The organism is Luteimicrobium album (genome assembly GCF_030161555.1).
Taxonomy (GTDB): domain Bacteria; phylum Actinomycetota; class Actinomycetes; order Actinomycetales; family Cellulomonadaceae; genus Luteimicrobium; species Luteimicrobium album.
Genome location: NZ_BSUK01000001.1, coordinates 2,111,110 through 2,127,410, shown reverse-complemented (window position 1 = coordinate 2,127,410; position 16,301 = coordinate 2,111,110). Strand labels below are relative to the sequence as shown.

Genomic DNA, 16,301 nt, shown 5'->3' with positions numbered 1-16,301 from the left:
GCTACGCACGCCGCGTTACAGGCGCGTGACACGGGGCTGGTAGAACGGCCCGCATGCTGCACGTCACCTCCGCGGAGCGCGTCCTGGTGGACGCCGCGACCGAGCGCCCCGGCACCGACGGCCCCCTGGTCCTCGACGACGGGCTCCCCGGCACGACGACCCTCGACGCCGCGGGCTGCGTCGTCACCCCGGGCCTCGTCAACGCCCACCACCACCTGCTCCAGAGCGCGTTCCGCACCCTGCCGGGCACGCGCGGCGTCCCGATGGCGCAGTGGCTGCCGACCATGGCGGCCGCCTACGACGCGGCGGGCCACGACCCCGCCCTGTACCGCGCGGCAGCCGCGGTCGGGGCCGCGGAGTCGCTGCTGAGCGGCGTCACGACGGTCGCCGACCACCACCTCAACTGGCCGCACGACGTCGACGCGGAGCGGACGGTCGAGCTCGCCCGGGCGACGGCCGACGCGGTGCGGGGAGTCGGAGCCCGCCTCGTCCTGGTCCGCGGCTCGGCCCGCGAGGACGCCGCGCAGGCGGCGAGGTCCGCCGACGCGATCGTGCGCGCCCTCCTCCCTGGCGGCGGGGCCGGGAGAGGCGTGAGCGAGGACGGGATGCTGCAGCTCGCCGTCGGGCCGGCGGGCGTCCACTCGGACGACGAGGCGACGTTCCGCGAGCTCGGCGCGGTCGCCGCGGAGCACGGCCTGCGCCGCCGCACCCAGGCGAACGAGCAGGTCGACACCGCGATCGCTCTCGAGCGGTACGGCCGGCGACCCCTCGACCTGCTCGAGGCGTGGGGCTGGCTCGCCGACGACGTGACGGTCGCCCACCTGTGCGACGTGACGGACGACGAGATCGCGCGCCTGGCCGCCGCCGGGGTCACCGCGACCCACGCACCGGGCTGCGACGTGCCGATGGGTTGGGGCGTCGCCCCGGTCGCGACGATGCTCGAGGCAGGCCTGACGGTCGGGCTCGGAACGAGCGGCGGCGGCAGCAACGACGCGGGCCACCTCCTGGCCGACGCGCGCCTCGCGATGCAGGTCTCCGCGCTCGTCGGGCCGCAGCTCCCGGCGCGGACCGTGCTGGGGATGGCGACAGCAGGCTCCGCCGCGGGCCTCGGACGGCCCGAGCTCGCGACGCTCGGCGCGGGCACGGCGGGCGACCTGTGCGTGTGGGACGTCTCGGGCGTCGCGGACGCGGGCGTCGCGGACCCCGTCGCCGGGCTCCTCTGGGCGGCCCCGGGCCGGCGCCCGCGGCACGTCGTGGTCGGCGGTCGCGTCGTCGTGCGGGACTACGCGCTGGTCGACGTCGACGAGCGCGAGGTCGTCGCGAACCTCCGGGCACGACGAAGCCCCGGCCGCTCGCAGCGGACCGGGGCTTCGGAAGCTTAGGTGGTGACGCGGTGCAGGGGGATACCGCGTCACCGCTGCACACCATAGCCCACTCTCGCGGCGGGAGTGAAACCGCTGGTTCCGCGTAGTTCGTCGGCGCACGGCCCACCAGCACGTAGGCTCGCGAGTCGTGACCGTCCCCTCGATCGTCGTCGTCGTGCCGAGCCGCGACGACGCCGCCCTGCTGCGCCGCTGCCTCGCCGCGCTCGAGGCGGGCACGCGCCGCCCGGACCGCGTGATCGTCGTCGACAACGACTCCTCCGACGACACCGCCGACGTCGCCCGGGCGCACGGCGCGACCCTGGTGACGGAACGCACCCGGGGGATCTGGCCGGCGTCGGCGGCGGGCTACGACGCGGCGACGGAGGACGTGATCGCCCGGCTCGACGCCGACTCGGTGCCGGCGCGCGACTGGATCGAGCGCCTCGCGGAGCACTTCACGGGCCCGGACGCCCCCGACTTCCTGACGGGCCGTGGCCGCTTCTACGGCCCGCGGCACGTCGTGAACTGGATGGGCGACCACTGGTACCTCGGCGGGCTGTACGCCGTCGTCGGGCCGTACCTGGGTCACGCGCCGCTGTTCGGGTCGTCGATGGCGATGCGGCGGGAGGCGTGGCGCGAGGTGCGCACGCTCGTCCACCGCGACCGCCCGGACATCCACGACGACCTGGACCTGAGCTTCCAGGTGCGCCCGTGGATGCGGGTCGTGCACGACGACGCGTGGGTGGTCGGGGTCTCGGCGCGGCCGTTCGACTCGTGGTCGGCGCTGGGCCGGCGTCTGCGCTTCGTCGTGACGACGGTCCGCGTGTGCTGGCCCGAGTCCGAGCCGTTCCGCCACCGCGCCGAGCGGCGCGCGTGGCGCCGTCGTCACTCGGCCGAGCCGCCCGCTCCCCCGCTCTCGCCCGACGACGGCGCGGCCCGGTAGAGGCGCACGAGGTCGGCTGTGAGCGCCGCGGGCGCGGTCTCGTTGGGGCTGTGCCCGGAGCCGTAGACGCCGAGCTCGGCGCCGATGCTCGCCGCGAAGCGCGCATGCCGCCGCACGGGCCACAGGTCGTGCCGCCCGACGGCGACGACCTTGGGCACCGGCAGCGCCGCGACGGCGTCCCGGACGTCGGGGATCGCCATCATGAGGGCGATCGTGTCGTCGACGCTGTCCCGGCGCGTGGCGCCGAGCCGGGCCCGCACGAACGCGAGCCGGTCCGCGTCGACGCGGTTGAGGTTGTTCCGGACGCCCCAGAGCATGAGCGCGGCCGCGACGCGGGGCCCGAAGACCCCCGAGGCCCACCCGATCCAGGACACGCCCCGGAACCCGTTGCCGTACCCGGGCGGGGTGGAGACGAGCGTGAGGCTGCGCACGAGCTCGGGCCGGGCGACCGCGACGAGCTGAGCGACGACCCCGGCGAAGGAGTACCCGACGACGTGGGCGGGCTCGCCCGCCTCGAGCAGCGCAGTCACGTCGGCGGTGTACAGCGGGTAGTCGTAGGACGATGACGGGCTGGCCCCTGCGGACGCCACGCCTCGCGGCCCCGCGGACGACGACTCGTACTGCCCGGCGAGGTCGACGGACTCGCTGTCGAACCCGGCGTGCGCGAGGAGCGGCATGACGAGCGCGAAGTCCTCCTTCGACCCCGTGAGGCCGGGCAGGAGGACGACGCGGCCGCCGACCGCGGCCCGTGCGGCGTCGGGGTCGGCGGGGAGGGTCACGGCGGCCAGCGTCCCGCTCGGGACGCGCACGCCGTGATAGCGCGCACCCGCGACGGGTGCCGCCCAGTCGAAGCCCGCGTGCGTGTCCACCGCCCTCAACCTAGCCGAAGCCTGGCCACCCGGTGCCCGTGACCGACCCGTGACCTGCAGACTCTGGCGTCCGACGCCCCCACCGGCGAGGCTGGGGCGCTATGAGGCTGACGGCGACCATGTTCCAGACCCTCGACGGCGTCGTGCAGGGCCCCGGCGGCCCGTCCGAGGACCGCAGCGGCGGGTTCGACCGCGGCGGCTGGCTCGCCCCGTACGCGGACGAGGGCATGAACGAGGTCGTGACCGCGGTGTTCGGCCGGGCGGCGGCGTTCCTCCTCGGCCGCCGGACCTACGACATCTTCGCGGCGTACTGGCCGTCGGCGCCGCGCGAGGTCGACGGCACCCCGGACGTCGTGGCGCAGCGGCTCGCCGACCTGCCCAAGCACGTCGTCTCGACGACGCTCATCGACCCCGCGTGGGCGGGCACCGAGGTGGTGGGCCGGGACGGCGAGGACGTGCGCTCCGCCGTCGAGCGGCTCAAGGAGGCGCCGCCGTCGCCGGTCGGGGACGAGCTGCAGGTACACGGGAGCCCGACCCTCGTGGACTGGCTCGTGGCCCAGGGGCTGCTGGACGAGCTCCGCCTCCTGACCTTCCCCGTGGTCCTGGGCCACGGGGAGCGGCTCTTCCCGACGGGTTCCGCGAGCGCCGCGTTCACGCTCGGCGACGTGCGGCGGACGGGCAGCGGGATCGTCGTGACGACGTATCGCCCGGCAGGGCGGCCGGTGTACCGGTCGGTCGACGCCTGACGTCGCTCAGGCCCCGGGCCCGGGCGCCGCGAGCACCGCGTCGAGCAGCCCGGGGAACCGGGCCTCCACGTCGCCGCGCCGGATCTCGATGATGCGGTGCCGGCCCTGCTTGTGGGTGCGGGTGATCCCGGCGTCGCGCAGCACCTTGTAGTGGTGGGAGATCGTCGACTCGCTCCGCGTGATGTCGGGCGCCGCGGCGGCGCAGTCGCCGCAGTCGATGGGTCCGTCCCCCGCGTCGGCGATCACCCGCAGCAGCGTCAGGCGGACCGGGTCGGCGAGCGCCGCGAGCACCGTCGTGAGCGTCAGCTCGGCGACGGGCGGCTCGGGCAGGAGCTCGGCCCGCTCATCGATCGATATCCGTCGAACCATTGACACCCGTCGAACGATACCTCTAGCGTCGACCGCGTGATTCTTCGACGCTCATCGAACGATGTGCTGACCACCCGGCAGCTCGCGATCCTCGCAGCCGGAACCTTCGCGCTCGGCGTCGACGCGTTCGTCGTCGCCGGCCTCCTGCCCCAGATCGCGCGCGACCTGCACGTCACGGCCGCCACCGACGGGCAGCTCACGACCGCGTTCGCCCTGACCTACGCCGTCGGCTCGCCCGCGCTCGCCGCGGCGACGGGCCGGTGGGACCGGCGGACGCTGCTCGTGCTCGGACTCGGCGTCTTCCTGCTCGGCATGGTCGCCCAGGCGGCCGGCCCGACCTACGCGGTCGTGCTCGGCGGACGCGTCGTGGCCGCCCTCGGCGCCGCGGCGTTCCAGGCGAACGCCTATGCCGTCGCCGGGCTGCTCACCACCGACGAGCGCCGCGCGCGGTCCTCGCGGCCGTCACCGCGGGCTCGACGCTGGCGGCACTCCTCGGCGCCCCGCTCGGCGTCCTGCTCGGGCAGGCCGTCGGCTGGCGCGGCTCGCTCTGGGTCGTCGCCGGGCTCGCGGCCGTCGCGGGGGCGAGCGCCCTGGTCCTCCCGTCCGCGCACGTCCCGCCGACGTCGCTCCGCACCCGCCTCGGCGTGCTCGTCCGCCCCCAGGTCCTCGCGGTCCTCGTGACGGCCGTCGTCGCCCTCGCTCCGCTGAACGTGCTCGCCGCCTACCTCCCGCTCGCTCTCGACACCGGCGGCGGGACGCTCGTCGCCCTGTTCGTCCTGCTGGGCGTGGGCCAGGTCGTGGGCAACCGGCTGGTCGGCCGGCGCGGACCGGTCGCGGTCACGCTCGCCGGCGTGGGGGCCACAGCGGTCTGCCTCGCACTCGTCGGCGCGGCACGCGGCTCGGTCGTCCTCGTCGGCGTGCTGCTCCTCGTGCTCGGCCTCGCGAGCGCGCAGCTCGTCACCCCTCGCAGTTCCGGCTGTTCGCCGTGGCGCCCGACGTGCCGACCGTCGCGCTCGGCCTCAACGGGTCGGCGATCTACGTCAGGATGGCGCTCGGCGCGGCGCTCGGGGGCGCCGTGGTGAGTGCGGGGCACGCCGGCTCGCTGGGCGCCGTCGGCGCCCTCGCCGCGGTCGTCGCGGGTGCCGTGACCTGGGCGGCCGCCCGCGTCGGGCGCCGCGCCGCCGACGTCGCTCCCGTCCGGGCGTGACCGCGGCGGGTTCGCTCCGGGGGCCCCGAGGAGGCAGGGTGGACGCATGCGCGTCGTCGCCCACCGAGGCAACTCCTCCGTCGCCCCGCAGAACACCCTGGCCGCGTTCGAGGCCGCGTGCCGCGTGGACGCGGACGCCGTCGAGCTCGACGTCCGGCGCACCCGCGACGGCGCGCTCGTCGTGATCCACGACCGCGACGTGACCCTCACGACGGACGGTTCCGGGCGAGTGAAGGACCTCACGCTCGCCGAGCTGCGCGAGCTCGACGCGGGCACCCGCTTCTCCCCGTGTTCGCCGGGCAGCGCGTCCCCGAGCTCACCGAGGCGCTGGACCTGATCGCGCGCTACGGCTCTGTCGGGGTCTTCGTCGAGCTCAAGGGCCTGTGGCGGCCCGACGACGCCCGCCGGGTCACGGACGCGGTCCAGGTCGCGGGCCTGGGCTCGCGCGCCGTGTTTCAGAGCTTCCGACGACGCACGGTCGCCGCCCTGCGCGACGCCGCCCCGGACCTGCCCCGCGCACTCCTGGTGGAGCTGTGGACGCCCGACGTCGTCCGCGCCTGCCGGCACCTCGGGGTGGCGGCCTGCAACCCGGCCAAGCGGCTGCTGCGCGAGCGGCTGTCGCGGGTGCGCGAGCTGCACGACGCCGGCCTCGAGGTGTACCCGTGGACCCTGGACGACCCGGTCGTCTGGACCGCCGTCATGGCCGCGGGCGTCGAGGGCGTCATCACCAACCAGCCCGACCGTCTGCGCGGCTGGCTGGACGGGCGGTCGCTCCCTCCGAGCGCCGTCGGCGGCCGCGACTCCGCGTAGCGGCGATACTGAGGCGATGATCTCTCGCTCCCTCGCTCGTGCCCTGCGTGACGCGGGCGTCCGCTGGACGCCCCAGGACGGGGACCGGTTCGTGCTCGACGCGGACGGTCTCGACGAGCAGGTGTTCACGGTCTCGGACATGACGATCGAGGAGCACCACTACGACACGGGCTCGGTCCTGGGCTTCAACGGGACGACCGAGTGGGCGCTCGACTCGGTCGCGCTCGAGGACGCCCTGTGGCTGCCCGCGGAGCACCAGCTCCGGGGCCTCCTGGCGGGGACGTTCCGCTCGTTGACCCGCGCCGGGACCCGCTGGACGGTCGCAGTCGTGCTCCCCGACGGGGAGCGCTCCTTCAGCGCGGACGACCCCTCGGACGCGTACGCCGAGGCGCTGCTGACGCTGGTCCGCGCCGCCGCGGCCTGAGCGGTCGCTCAGGAGGCAGCGGGCGCGTACTTCCCGAGGAGCGTCGTGATGTCGTGCTCGACGGTCTCGGCGGAGGGCCTACGAAGCAGGGCGGTGCCGTGCTCGCCCGCGTCGAGCACTGCGAGCGTCTTCCGACCCTTCGGGGTCGCGCTCGCCATGGAGCGCGCGTCGGCGGCGAAGCTGCCGCCGCTGTCGTACTTCCCCGCGACGTAGAGGACGGGCGCCGTGACGTCGGCCCCGTCGACCGAGACGCCGTTGAACGTCCGGGGTGCGGACAGCGAGACGACGGCTGCCGGGTGGACGTCCTTCGTGGCCGCGAGCACGCCGTTGCCGCCCATCGACGCGCCCATGAGGACGGTCTTCTTCGCGCCGTGCGCACGCAGGTAGGCCGCCGCCGCCTCGACGTCGGCCACGGTGCTCTGCGTGCCGTTCGCCAGGTCGGAGGCACCGTAGCCGGCGAAGTCGAACACGAGCGTGGTGTAGCCCTTCTGTGCGAGCGTCTTGGCGTAGGGCAGCCAGTTGCAGGCGTCCGACTCGTACTCGTGCGCGAGCACGACCCCGGTCGTCCCCGACCCCATGACGACGCCGGCCAGGTAGTCGTCGTCGCCGAACCGCACCTGCGTACCGCCCTCGACGTCGGACGGGCACCCGACCCCGACGAGCGCCACCGCGCTCGGGGACGGTGACGGCGAGGGCGACCCCGACGGCCGGCCGTCACCGCCGTCGTCGGAGGAGCAGGCGGCCGCGACGACGACGAGCGCCGCCGCGAGGAGGGTGGCTGCGGCGCGGCCGCGCGCCCGGCGTGCCGTCCGGATCATGGGCCGAGTGAACCAGAGGGCGGACGATGTTGGGAAGGGCCGCTGACGAATCGCTCACCTGGTGAGATGTCGACGGTCCACCCGTCAGGAGGTCGGCGGCGCGTAGGTCGCGAGGAACGTCGCGATCTTCTTCTCGACGGCCGTGCGCTGCACCGACCGCAGCAGCCCGGTTCCGTGCTCGGACGAGTCGACGATCGCGACCGTCGCGTGCTTGCTCGGGGCCTTCGAGGCGATCAGCCGGGCGCTCTCGGCGAACCCACCGCCCGAGTCCGTCCTGCCCGCCAGGAGCAGGACCGGGACGGTCACGCCCGAGGGGTCGACCGCCTCGCTACCGAAGGACCACGGCGAGGACAGGGAGACGACGGCCTCGGGATCGACCGTCTTGATGTCGTTGAGCTCCGCCTGCGCGCCCATCGACGCCCCGAGCAGCACGATCTTCGACGCGCCGTGAGCCCGCAGGTAGGCGGCGGCCTCGGCGACGTCGGCGTCGTTGCTCGCCGTCCCGGCAGGGAGCTCGGAGGCGCCGTAGCCGGCGAAGTCGAACGTGAGCGTGGTGTAGCCCTCGTCGGCGAGCGTCTTGGCGTAGGGCAGCCAGTTGCAGGAGTCGGACTGGTACTCGTGCGCGAGCACGACCCCCGTGGTCCCGGACCCCATGACGACGCCCGCGAGGTAGTCGTCGCCGCCGAACCGCACCTGGGTGCCGCCCGCGGCGTCCGCCGCGCACGCGGCGCCGACGAGCGGCCGCTCGCTGGCGCTCGGCGAGGGCGACGCGCTCGCCCCGCCACCCGCGCCGTCGTCGGACGAGCACGCCGTGACGGCGGCCGCCACGAGCGTGGCGAGAGCGGTGACCGCGACGGCGCGGCGGGGCCTGTGGGAGCGCTTCCACGTCATGGTCCGAGTGAACCAGAGAGGCGTCCCGGGCGGAAGGGCCCCGGGCCGACGGATCCACCCGGTGAGCTAGCGTGTCGCCCATGACGTGGCTCGTGACCGGCGGTGCCGGCTACATCGGATCCCATGTGGTGCGTGCGTTCGTGGAGGCGGGCATCGAGCCCGTCGTCGTGGACGACCTGTCGTCGGGGCACCGGGCGTTCGTGCCCGACGGCACCGGCTCCGCACCCGCCGTCCCCTTCGTCGAGGCGTCGATCCTCGACACCGAGACCCTCGTCGCCACCATGCGCGACCACGACGTCACGGGCGTCGTGCACCTCGCCGGCTTCAAGTACGCGGGCGAGTCGGTCAAGCGCCCCCGTCACACCTACACGCAGAACGTCACGGGCACCGTGAGCCTGCTCGACGCCATGGCGCAGACGGACGTCACCCGGATCGTCTTCTCGTCGTCGGCGGCCACCTACGGCACCCCCGACGTCGACCTCGTGACCGAGCAGACCGAGACCCACCCCGAGTCGCCCTACGGCGAGTCGAAGCTCGTCGGCGAGTGGCTGCTCGCCGACGAGGCGCGCGCCGCCGACGCCACCGGCGGCACGCCGTTCCGGCACACCTCGCTGCGGTACTTCAACGTCGTCGGCTCCGGCTCCCCCGACCTGTACGACACCAGCCCCCACAACCTCTTCCCGCTGGTCCTCGACGCGCTGCTCGAGGGCCGGACCCCCGCATCAACGGCACCGACTACGCCACGCCCGACGGCACCTGCGTGCGCGACTACGTGCACGTCGCCGACCTCGCCGTCTCGCACGTCGCCGCCGCGCAGGCGCTCGCGGCGGGCCGCGAGCTCGCGCCCGTCTACAACCTCGGCTCCGGCGACGGCGTCTCCGTGCGGCAGATCATGGACGCGATGGCCCGCGTGACGGGCATCGACTTCACGCCCGACGTCGCCCCGCGCCGCCCCGGCGACCCCGCGCGCATCGTCGCGTCGGGTGAGGCCGCGGCCCGCGACCTCGACTGGGCCATGCGGCACACGCTCGACCAGATGGTCGGGTCCGCCTGGGAGGCCCGCCGGACGCACCCCGCCTGAGAAGGGGGCCGGTCAGGCCCAGCCGAGCTCGTGGAGGCGTTCGTCGTCGATGCCGAAGAAGTGCGCGACCTCGTGGACGACCGTGATCACGACCTCCTCGACGACGTCCTCCCGGGTCTCGCAGATCGCGAGGGTGGGGTTGCGGTAGATCGTGATCCGGTCGGGCAGGGCGCCCGCCGCCCACCAGGAGCCGCGCTCGGTGAGCGGCGTGCCCTCGTAGAGGCCGAGGAGCTCGGGGTCGTCGGCGGGCGCGTCGTCCTCGACGAGCACCACGACGTTGTCGATCTGGGCGGCGAGGTCGCGCGGGATCTCGTCGAGGGCGTCCCGGACGGCGTCCTCGAACTCCTCGCGCGTCATCTCCACCACGCGCCCATCCTCGCAGGCGGGCAGCCCTCGGGGCGTCGCCTGTACACTTGCGGTCGTCCCTGAGCCCCCATCGTCTAGCGGCCTAGGACCCCGCCCTTTCACGGCGGTAGCACGGGTTCGAATCCCGTTGGGGGTACGCGAGCGGTCGCTCGAGCCGGGGCCGGGACCGGATTTCGGGATCGGCTCCTCGGTACGATACGATCCTCTCGGTTCGCTTCACGGAGCGGATCACCACCAGGCCCTGTAGCGCAGTTGGTTAGCGCGCCGCCCTGTCACGGCGGAGGTCGCGGGTTCAAGTCCCGTCAGGGTCGCTCGACAGCGACACCCGGTCACGTCGAAACGACGCGGTCGGGTGTTCTCGTCAGGGCTCTGTAGCTCAGTTGGTAGAGCGTTCGACTGAAAATCGAAAGGTCACCGGATCGACGCCGGTCGGAGCCACCGCAGAAGGACCCTCGGGATCAACCCTGGGGTCCTTCGCCGTTCCTGCGCCCGGGCCGAGGCCGCCGCTCCCACCAGCCGCCTTGCTCTGCACCCGACCTGCGCACTCGATAGTCTCGGGGTGGGCCCAGAGCGTGGACGTCGACCTCGCGAACACAGCGGGCCACGGAGAGGGAGGACGCATGAGCGACTGGGACGACGGTCGGCCCGCCTCGGAACAGCGACCGTCGCTCGGACGGCTCGTCGAGAAGGCCACCGAGCAGGTCACCCGCATCGCACGCACCGAGATCGAGCTCGCCAAGGCACAGCTCGTCGAGAAGGCCAAGAACGCCGGGATCGGCATCGCGCTGCTCGTCGTGGCAGGCGTCCTCGGTTTCTTCATCCTCGTCTACCTGGTCTTCGCGGGGTACCTCGGGCTCGCCCACGTCTTCGTGGACTGGCTCGCCGCCCTCCTCACCGCCGTCGGGCTCCTGATCATCGTCGGGGTGCTCGCGTTCGTCGGCGTCAAGTCGCTCCAGCGGGGCGTCCCGAAGACCGACGAGACCGTCCAGAGCCTCAAGCAGGACCTCGCCGCGCTCAAGGGAGGTGGTGCCCGATGAGCACCAAGGAGACCCAGCTCCAGGAGGAGCTCGCCCAGGCCCGCGCCGAGCTCGCGAGCACCGTCGACGAGCTGTCGGCCCACCTCGACCCGCGTGCCCAGGCGTCGCGCTTCGCCGCGTCGACCAAGCAGGCGGCCACGGACACTGCCGGCCTCTTCACGGGGACGGGATGCCCCGCCAGGAGCACCGGGCGCGGAACGTCAAGGTGCTCGTCGGGGTGGGTGTCGCCGTCGTCGCGCTGGGCGCGCGGGCGATCCTGCGCAAGCGCTAGCAGCCCTGCCCGCACCGTCGCGTCGGGGCCCGCACCGAGGGGCCGCTGCCCGCGCTCGTACCGCGGGGCCGCGGACCTCTCGGTCGAGTGGTTCTCGGCTCAGTTCTTCTTCGCGTCGTCGTCCGAGGTCGTCGCGGCGCCGAGCAGCGCCCGCACCTCCGCCTCGGGGTAGCGACGGTGGCCGCCGAGCGTCCGGATGTAGGAGAGCTTCCCCGCCTTGGCCCACCGGGTGACCGTCTTCGGGTCCACGCGGAAGAGGCTTGCGACCTCGGCCGGGGTCAGGAGGACCTCGGGCTCGCCCTGCATGCCGTGTGCAGTCATGCTCCACCTCCACAGTGCGCCGCACGGTCCAGCGGGTGCCGGACGCCCTCTGCACGACGCCACATCTCCCTTCCATGATGACAGTCCGCGCAAAGTCGACTACTCGGGCGATGGGTGAAATGAGGCGAGAGGCCACGAGCGGGAAGAACGGCACGCGTGCGTGATGTCGGACACGTCGAGCAGCCCGGGCACCCCCGACCGGGGCCGTACCAGGCCGAACGGCCCCCTCCAGAGGGTGCTCCGCACGACCCGCCCGGCGCGCGAGTGGTCGGAACCGCCTCGGACCATGTACCGTTGTGCACTGGAACAGACGAGACATCACCAGGGCCGCACGCGTCTGCGCGTCGCCTGCCCTGGCTTTCACGTTGAGGGGGTCGAGCCATATGGGACGCGGCCGTCAGAAGGCGAAGCAGACCAAGGTCGCTCGCCGATTGAAGTACTACAGCCCCGACACGAACTACCACGCGCTCGAACGCGAGCTCGGCGGAAGTTCGTCTCACACCGACGTCGCCACCGACTCGAGGCTCGAGTCGAACGACGACGAGTTCCAGGATCGTTACAACGACTGGAACGACGAGCGCTGACGTCTCCGTCGGGTGATGCCGCCCGCCGGACGGCGTGCGGCATCACCCCGGTCTCTCAACGGTAGCTCCCGATCATCCGCACCGCGCCCGCGTGGACGCCCTTGGTGCCGGTGACCAGGTCCTCACCGATCGTCGTCGACGGGTCGTGCTGCTCGACGGTTCCGAGCACCCAGGCCGGCAGCCCGAGCGCCTCACAGCGCGCGAGCGCGGCGTCGACGCCCTCCGCCCCCACGATCGCGACCATGCCCACGCCCAGGTTCAGGGTGTTCTCGAGGTCGCGCTGCGGCACCTTCCCGAGGTCCCGTACGGTGCGGAACACGGCCGGCACCTCCCACGACGCCCGGTCGACGGTCGCGATGGTCCCCGCCGGCAGGACGCGCGCCAGGTTCGCCGCGAGCCCTCCCCGGTGACGTGGGTGAACCCGTGGACCTGTGCGGCGTCGTCGGCGGCGAGGGCGAGGCAGTCGCTCGCGTAGACGCGCGTCGGGGTGAGCAGCTCCTCGCCGAGCGTCTTGCCGAACTCGTCGACGTGCCGGTCGAGCTCCCAGCCCGCGTGCTTCACGACGGCGCGGACGAGCGAGAACCCGTTCGAATGCAGGCCCGACGACCCGAGCCCGATCAGCACGTCGCCCGGACGCACCCTGTCGGGGCCGAGCAGCGCATCCGCCTCGACGACGCCCGTCGCGGCGCCGGCGACGTCGTACTCGTCGGGGCCGAGGAGACCGGGGTGCTCCGCGGTCTCGCCGCCAACGAGCGCCGTGCCCGCGACCTCGCACGCGGCCGCGATCCCGCGGACGACGTCGGCGATCCGCTCGGGCACGACCTTGCCGCACGCGATGTAGTCGGTCATGAAGAGCGGCTTGGCGCCCACCACGACGATGTCGTCGACGACCATGCCGACGAGGTCGAAGCCGATCGTGTCGTGCACGTCGAGGGCCTGCGCGATCGCGACCTTCGTGCCCACGCCGTCCGTCGACGTCGCGAGGAGCGGGTGCCGGTAGCGGGTGAGCGCCGCCGCGTCGTACAGGCCGGCGAATCCGCCGACCCCACCGAGGACCTCGGGGCCGTGCGTGCGGCGCACCGCGTTCTTCATGAGCTCGACGGCCTTGTCGCCGGCCTCCGTGTCAACGCCCGCGGCGGCGTAGGTCAGACCATCGGTCACAGGTGATCTCCAGGGGTGTGGCGTCGTCGTGACGGCAAGGGAAAAGAACGCCCCGAGGGACGTGAGAGGAACGAGCCCGAGGTCACGGGTGGTCGAGCGCGTTCGCGCCGCCCGCGCCCACGGACAACGACAGGAGGCCGTCCTCCGGGGCGCCGAGGGGCAGCACGTCCTGCTCGAGCAGGTGCTTGCCGAGCTGGTCGGCCGGCGGCAGCTCGATTGGGTAGTGGCCGCTGAAGCAGGCCGTGCACAGCTGGCTGGAGGGCTGCTCGGTGGCGGCGATCAGGCCCTCCATCGAAATGTAGCCGAGCGAGTCGGCACCCAGGGAGGCGGCGATCTCGTCGACTCCCAGCCCGTTCGCGATGAGCTCGGCGCGCGACGCGAAGTCGATGCCGTAGAAGCACGGCCACTTCACGGGCGGGGAGCTGATCCGCACGTGCACCTCAGCGGCGCCGGCCTCGCGGAGCATCCGGATCAGCGCGCGCTGCGTGTTGCCGCGGACGATCGAGTCGTCCACGACGACGAGCCGCTTGCCGCGGATGACCTCACGCAGCGGGTTGAGCTTGAGCCGGATGCCGAGCTGCCGGAGCGTGTCCGACGGCTGGATGAACGTGCGGCCCACGTACGCGTTCTTGGTCAGGCCCTGCCCGAACGGGATGCCCGACTCCTGCGCGTACCCGACCGCGGCGGGCGTGCCCGACTCGGGGACCGGGATGACGAGGTCCGCCTCGACGGGGTGCTCGCGCGCGAGCTCGCGGCCCATCTCGACGCGGCTCGCGTGCACGGACTTGCCGTTGATCGACGTGTCGGGGCGCGCCAGGTAGACGTACTCGAAGATGCAGCCCGCGCGCTCCACCTCGGCGAACTTGGTCGACCGGAGGCCGTCGGCGTCGATGGCGATGAGCTCGCCCGGCTCGACCTCGCGCACGAACGACGCGCCCACGATGTCGAGGGCCGGCGTCTCCGACGCGACGACCCAGCCGCGCTCGAGCCGGCCCAGGACCAGCGGGCGCACGCCCTGCGGGTCGCGCGCCGCGTAGAGGGTGCGCTCGTCCATGAAGACCAGGCTGAACGCGCCGCGCAGGCGCGGGAGCACCTCGAGCGCCGTCGCCTCGAGCGTGTGGTCCTGGTCGCCCGCGAGGAGCGCCGTGACCAGCGCGGTGTCCGTGGTGTTGCCCCGTGCGAGCTCGCCGCGACGCTGCGCGCCGTACCGCTCCGCGACGAGGTTCACCAGCTCCGCGGTGTTCGTCAGGTTGCCGTTGTGCCCCAGCGCGACCGTGCCCGACGCCGTCGGGCCGAGGGTCGGCTGCGCGTTCTCCCAGGTCACCCCGCCCGTCGTCGAGTAGCGGCAGTGCCCGACGGCGATGTGGCCCGTGAGCGCGTTGAGCGCGGTCTCGTCGAAGACCTGGGAGACGAGCCCCATGTCCTTGTAGACGAGGATCTGCTCACCGTTGCTGGTCGCGATGCCCGCGGACTCCTGGCCGCGGTGCTGGAGCGCGTAGAGACCGAAGTAGGCGAGCTTGGCGACCTCTTCGCCGGGTGCCCAGACACCGAAGACCCCGCAAGCATCCTGCGGGCCCTTCTCGCCTGGCATCAGATCGTGGTTGAGACGTCCATCTCCGCGGGGGCCACGCATCTAGTGTGACACAGCGGTTGTGAAGGACCTGGCCCCGTTGTGGGCATGCGTTCGGCTGTTTCCGGAGCTCCCTGACAGCCGAACGCATGCCCACAGCGCTACTTGCAGGTCTTGGCCGCGTAGGCCTTCGTGGACGTCTGGTAGTGGCCGGCGCCGTCGTAGTAGTAGGCGGCGATGGTCACGGAGCCGGCGTCGACCGACGTCTTGCCCGTGGCGAAGACGTTCGAGACCGAGGTGAACGGCGCGACGCCGCTGAACTTCTGGTCACCGAACGCGGTGGTGAGCCGGACGTCGATCTTGTGGTCCGCCTCGCCGTTGACGACCGAGGTGCTCAGGTAGACCTGGCCGCCCGAGCAGAACGGGACGGCCGTCGGGGCCTTGGTCGCGACCGCGGGCAGCGGGGCCTTGACCGTGAGCGGCACGCGCACGACCGTGCCCGAGGGCTGCACGAGGAGGACCAGGTCGTACGACCCCGGCTTCGTCGTCGTCGGCACGGTGATCGCGACGCTGGAGACGCCCTTCGCGTTGACGGACGCCGTGCCGAGCGAGGTGCCCGGCTTCTTCGGGTCGAACGCCGCACCCGACGGCACGAGGTACTCGGTCAGCGACGTGTTCCGCGGGGCGCCGAGCGACGTGAGGTTGAGGCTCGAGACCTTCGCGCTCGCGACCTCGCCGGCCCGCGTCGCCTTGGGCGCCCTGTCGACGACGACGTGCGAGCGCGCAAACGACGGCGACAGCGGCAGGTGCTTGCCGAGATAGTCGATCCAGCCGTCACGGTCGATCAGGCCGGAGTCCTTCGCGTCGGTGCCCTCGAGGAACTCGCGGAAGTTGTCGCCGCCCTCGGTGAGGAACGAGAACGTGCCGATGCGGTACTCGCCCTCCGGGTCGATGGGCTTGCCGTTCACGTAGACGCTCAGGACGTGGTGGCCGGGCGTCGCGTTCGGGTCGAGGGTGTCGACCGTGTACGTGACGTTGTCGGACAGACCGAGGTTGAGGTACGGCCGCGACGGGCGGTTGCCGTCGGCGTCGGTCTGCCACTGCTGCTCGAGGAGCGTCGTGAACTGGGCGCCGGTGAGCGTGACGGTCCAGAGGTTGTTGACGAACGGCAGGACGCTGTTCGCGTCGGCGTAGCTGATGACGCCGTCGTCGCCCCTGAAGAGCTCGGCGCGCAGGCCGCCGGGGTTGACGACGCCGATCTCCGCGCCGCCGCGCGACGGGTCGGCGAGGGTGTCGCGCAGCGCGTTCGCCACCGTGTTGCCGAGGGTCGACTCGGACTCACGGTCGTCACGCCCGGTGATCGGGTTCGCCGGGTCCGGCTGCGTGTACTTCCCTTGACGTACGACCCGCCGACGTACGCGGTCGTGATGTCGCTCGTGACCTTGCCGACGGGCTGCTTGCCGACCTCG

17 protein-coding genes, 3 tRNA genes and 4 pseudogenes are annotated in these 16,301 nt (G+C 73.1%); 15 read left to right on the top strand and 9 right to left on the bottom strand.

What is annotated here, in order from left to right; genetic code table 11:
* The first annotated feature begins 53 nt into the window (after positions 1-53).
* Positions 54-1,382, top strand: coding sequence for an amidohydrolase family protein (locus QQK45_RS11015; protein WP_284293288.1), 1,329 nt, complete (start codon positions 54-56; stop codon positions 1,380-1,382).
* A gap of 130 nt (positions 1,383-1,512) precedes the next feature.
* The gene (locus QQK45_RS11010) at positions 1,513-2,307 is read left to right on the top strand and encodes a glycosyltransferase family 2 protein (RefSeq protein WP_284293287.1); all 795 of its coding nucleotides are present in this window, start codon (positions 1,513-1,515) and stop codon (positions 2,305-2,307) included.
* On the opposite strand, the gene QQK45_RS11005 is transcribed toward QQK45_RS11010, so the two are convergent.
* Positions 2,250-3,176: an alpha/beta fold hydrolase gene (locus QQK45_RS11005; protein ID WP_284293286.1), complete on the bottom strand. Its 927-nt coding sequence runs from the start codon at positions 3,174-3,176 to the stop codon at positions 2,250-2,252. The two genes, QQK45_RS11010 and QQK45_RS11005, sit on opposite strands and share 58 nt — an antisense overlap.
* 119 nt (positions 3,177-3,295) lie before the next feature.
* On the opposite strand from QQK45_RS11005, the gene QQK45_RS11000 reads away from it, so the two are divergent.
* Positions 3,296-3,922 (top strand): dihydrofolate reductase family protein, encoded by a 627-nt coding sequence (locus QQK45_RS11000; RefSeq protein WP_284293285.1) that lies wholly within the window; start codon positions 3,296-3,298, stop codon positions 3,920-3,922.
* Between the two features lie 6 nt (positions 3,923-3,928).
* Here QQK45_RS11000 and QQK45_RS10995 read toward each other — a convergent pair whose 3' ends face one another.
* Positions 3,929-4,297 (bottom strand): ArsR/SmtB family transcription factor, encoded by a 369-nt coding sequence (locus QQK45_RS10995; protein WP_431310261.1) that lies wholly within the window; start codon positions 4,295-4,297, stop codon positions 3,929-3,931.
* A 30-nt stretch (positions 4,298-4,327) separates the two neighbouring features.
* On the opposite strand from QQK45_RS10995, the pseudogene QQK45_RS10990 reads away from it, so the two are divergent.
* From QQK45_RS10990 to QQK45_RS10970, 5 genes and pseudogenes are all read left to right on the top strand, one after another.
* Positions 4,328-5,373, top strand: a pseudogene (locus QQK45_RS10990) (MFS transporter).
* Positions 5,370-5,498: a hypothetical protein gene (locus QQK45_RS10985; protein WP_284293284.1), complete on the top strand. Its 129-nt coding sequence runs from the start codon at positions 5,370-5,372 to the stop codon at positions 5,496-5,498. Before QQK45_RS10990 ends, QQK45_RS10985 begins: the two are co-directional and overlap by 4 nt.
* Before the next feature lie 46 nt (positions 5,499-5,544).
* Complete coding sequence (locus tag QQK45_RS10980) at positions 5,545-5,835, top strand: glycerophosphodiester phosphodiesterase family protein (protein ID WP_284293283.1); 291 nt, start codon at positions 5,545-5,547, stop codon at positions 5,833-5,835.
* Positions 5,787-6,308: a glycerophosphodiester phosphodiesterase gene (locus tag QQK45_RS10975; protein WP_284293282.1), complete on the top strand. Its 522-nt coding sequence runs from the start codon at positions 5,787-5,789 to the stop codon at positions 6,306-6,308. The genes QQK45_RS10980 and QQK45_RS10975 overlap by 49 nt, the downstream gene beginning before the upstream one ends.
* A gap of 16 nt (positions 6,309-6,324) precedes the next feature.
* The gene (locus QQK45_RS10970; protein ID WP_284293281.1) at positions 6,325-6,732 is read left to right on the top strand and encodes a hypothetical protein; all 408 of its coding nucleotides are present in this window, start codon (positions 6,325-6,327) and stop codon (positions 6,730-6,732) included.
* Between the two features lie 8 nt (positions 6,733-6,740).
* Here QQK45_RS10970 and QQK45_RS10965 read toward each other — a convergent pair whose 3' ends face one another.
* Together QQK45_RS10965 and QQK45_RS10960 are read right to left on the bottom strand one after the other, a co-directional pair.
* Complete coding sequence (locus QQK45_RS10965; protein ID WP_284293280.1) at positions 6,741-7,550, bottom strand: alpha/beta hydrolase; 810 nt, start codon at positions 7,548-7,550, stop codon at positions 6,741-6,743.
* A gap of 84 nt (positions 7,551-7,634) precedes the next feature.
* On the bottom strand, positions 7,635-8,441 hold the full coding sequence (locus tag QQK45_RS10960) for an alpha/beta hydrolase (protein ID WP_284293279.1): 807 nt from the start codon (positions 8,439-8,441) through the stop codon (positions 7,635-7,637).
* Positions 8,442-8,521: 80 nt separating this feature from the next.
* Here QQK45_RS10960 and galE point away from each other — a divergent pair.
* Positions 8,522-9,522, top strand: a pseudogene (gene galE / locus QQK45_RS10955) (UDP-glucose 4-epimerase GalE).
* 12 nt (positions 9,523-9,534) lie between these two features.
* On the opposite strand, the gene QQK45_RS10950 reads toward galE, so the two are convergent.
* On the bottom strand, positions 9,535-9,879 hold the full coding sequence (locus QQK45_RS10950) for a metallopeptidase family protein (protein WP_284295020.1): 345 nt from the start codon (positions 9,877-9,879) through the stop codon (positions 9,535-9,537).
* 72 nt (positions 9,880-9,951) lie between these two features.
* Here QQK45_RS10950 and QQK45_RS10945 point away from each other — a divergent pair.
* From QQK45_RS10945 to QQK45_RS23190, 5 genes and pseudogenes are all read left to right on the top strand, one after another.
* Positions 9,952-10,024, top strand: a tRNA-Glu gene (locus tag QQK45_RS10945).
* A 101-nt stretch (positions 10,025-10,125) separates the two neighbouring features.
* A tRNA-Asp gene (locus QQK45_RS10940) sits at positions 10,126-10,199 on the top strand.
* A 54-nt stretch (positions 10,200-10,253) separates the two neighbouring features.
* A tRNA-Phe gene (locus QQK45_RS10935) sits at positions 10,254-10,326 on the top strand.
* A gap of 182 nt (positions 10,327-10,508) precedes the next feature.
* On the top strand, positions 10,509-10,925 hold the full coding sequence (locus QQK45_RS10930) for a phage holin family protein (protein WP_284293278.1): 417 nt from the start codon (positions 10,509-10,511) through the stop codon (positions 10,923-10,925).
* Positions 10,922-11,050 (top strand): annotated as a pseudogene (locus tag QQK45_RS23190) (DUF3618 domain-containing protein); the annotation flags it as partial. The gene QQK45_RS10930 and the pseudogene QQK45_RS23190, both read left to right, overlap by 4 nt.
* Before the next feature lie 245 nt (positions 11,051-11,295).
* Here the strand turns inward: QQK45_RS23190 and QQK45_RS10925 are convergent.
* Positions 11,296-11,517 carry a BldC family transcriptional regulator gene (locus tag QQK45_RS10925; RefSeq protein ID WP_284293277.1) on the bottom strand — a complete coding sequence of 74 codons (222 nt, stop codon included), beginning with the start codon at positions 11,515-11,517 and terminating at the stop codon, positions 11,296-11,298.
* 383 nt (positions 11,518-11,900) lie between these two features.
* Here QQK45_RS10925 and QQK45_RS10920 point away from each other — a divergent pair, with 383 nt between their 5' ends.
* Positions 11,901-12,101, top strand: coding sequence for a DUF3073 domain-containing protein (locus QQK45_RS10920; protein WP_036947463.1), 201 nt, complete (start codon positions 11,901-11,903; stop codon positions 12,099-12,101).
* A gap of 55 nt (positions 12,102-12,156) precedes the next feature.
* On the opposite strand, the pseudogene purM reads toward QQK45_RS10920, so the two are convergent.
* The 3 genes and pseudogenes from purM to QQK45_RS22240 form a co-directional block, all read right to left on the bottom strand.
* Positions 12,157-13,193: pseudogene (purM, locus tag QQK45_RS10915) on the bottom strand (phosphoribosylformylglycinamidine cyclo-ligase).
* Between the two features lie 151 nt (positions 13,194-13,344).
* Positions 13,345-14,895 carry an amidophosphoribosyltransferase gene (purF, locus tag QQK45_RS10910; protein WP_284293276.1) on the bottom strand — a complete coding sequence of 517 codons (1,551 nt, stop codon included), beginning with the start codon at positions 14,893-14,895 and terminating at the stop codon, positions 13,345-13,347.
* A 98-nt stretch (positions 14,896-14,993) separates the two neighbouring features.
* Complete coding sequence (locus tag QQK45_RS22240) at positions 14,994-16,145, bottom strand: 5'-nucleotidase C-terminal domain-containing protein (protein WP_348525210.1); 1,152 nt, start codon at positions 16,143-16,145, stop codon at positions 14,994-14,996.
* Positions 16,146-16,301 lie beyond the last annotated feature (156 nt).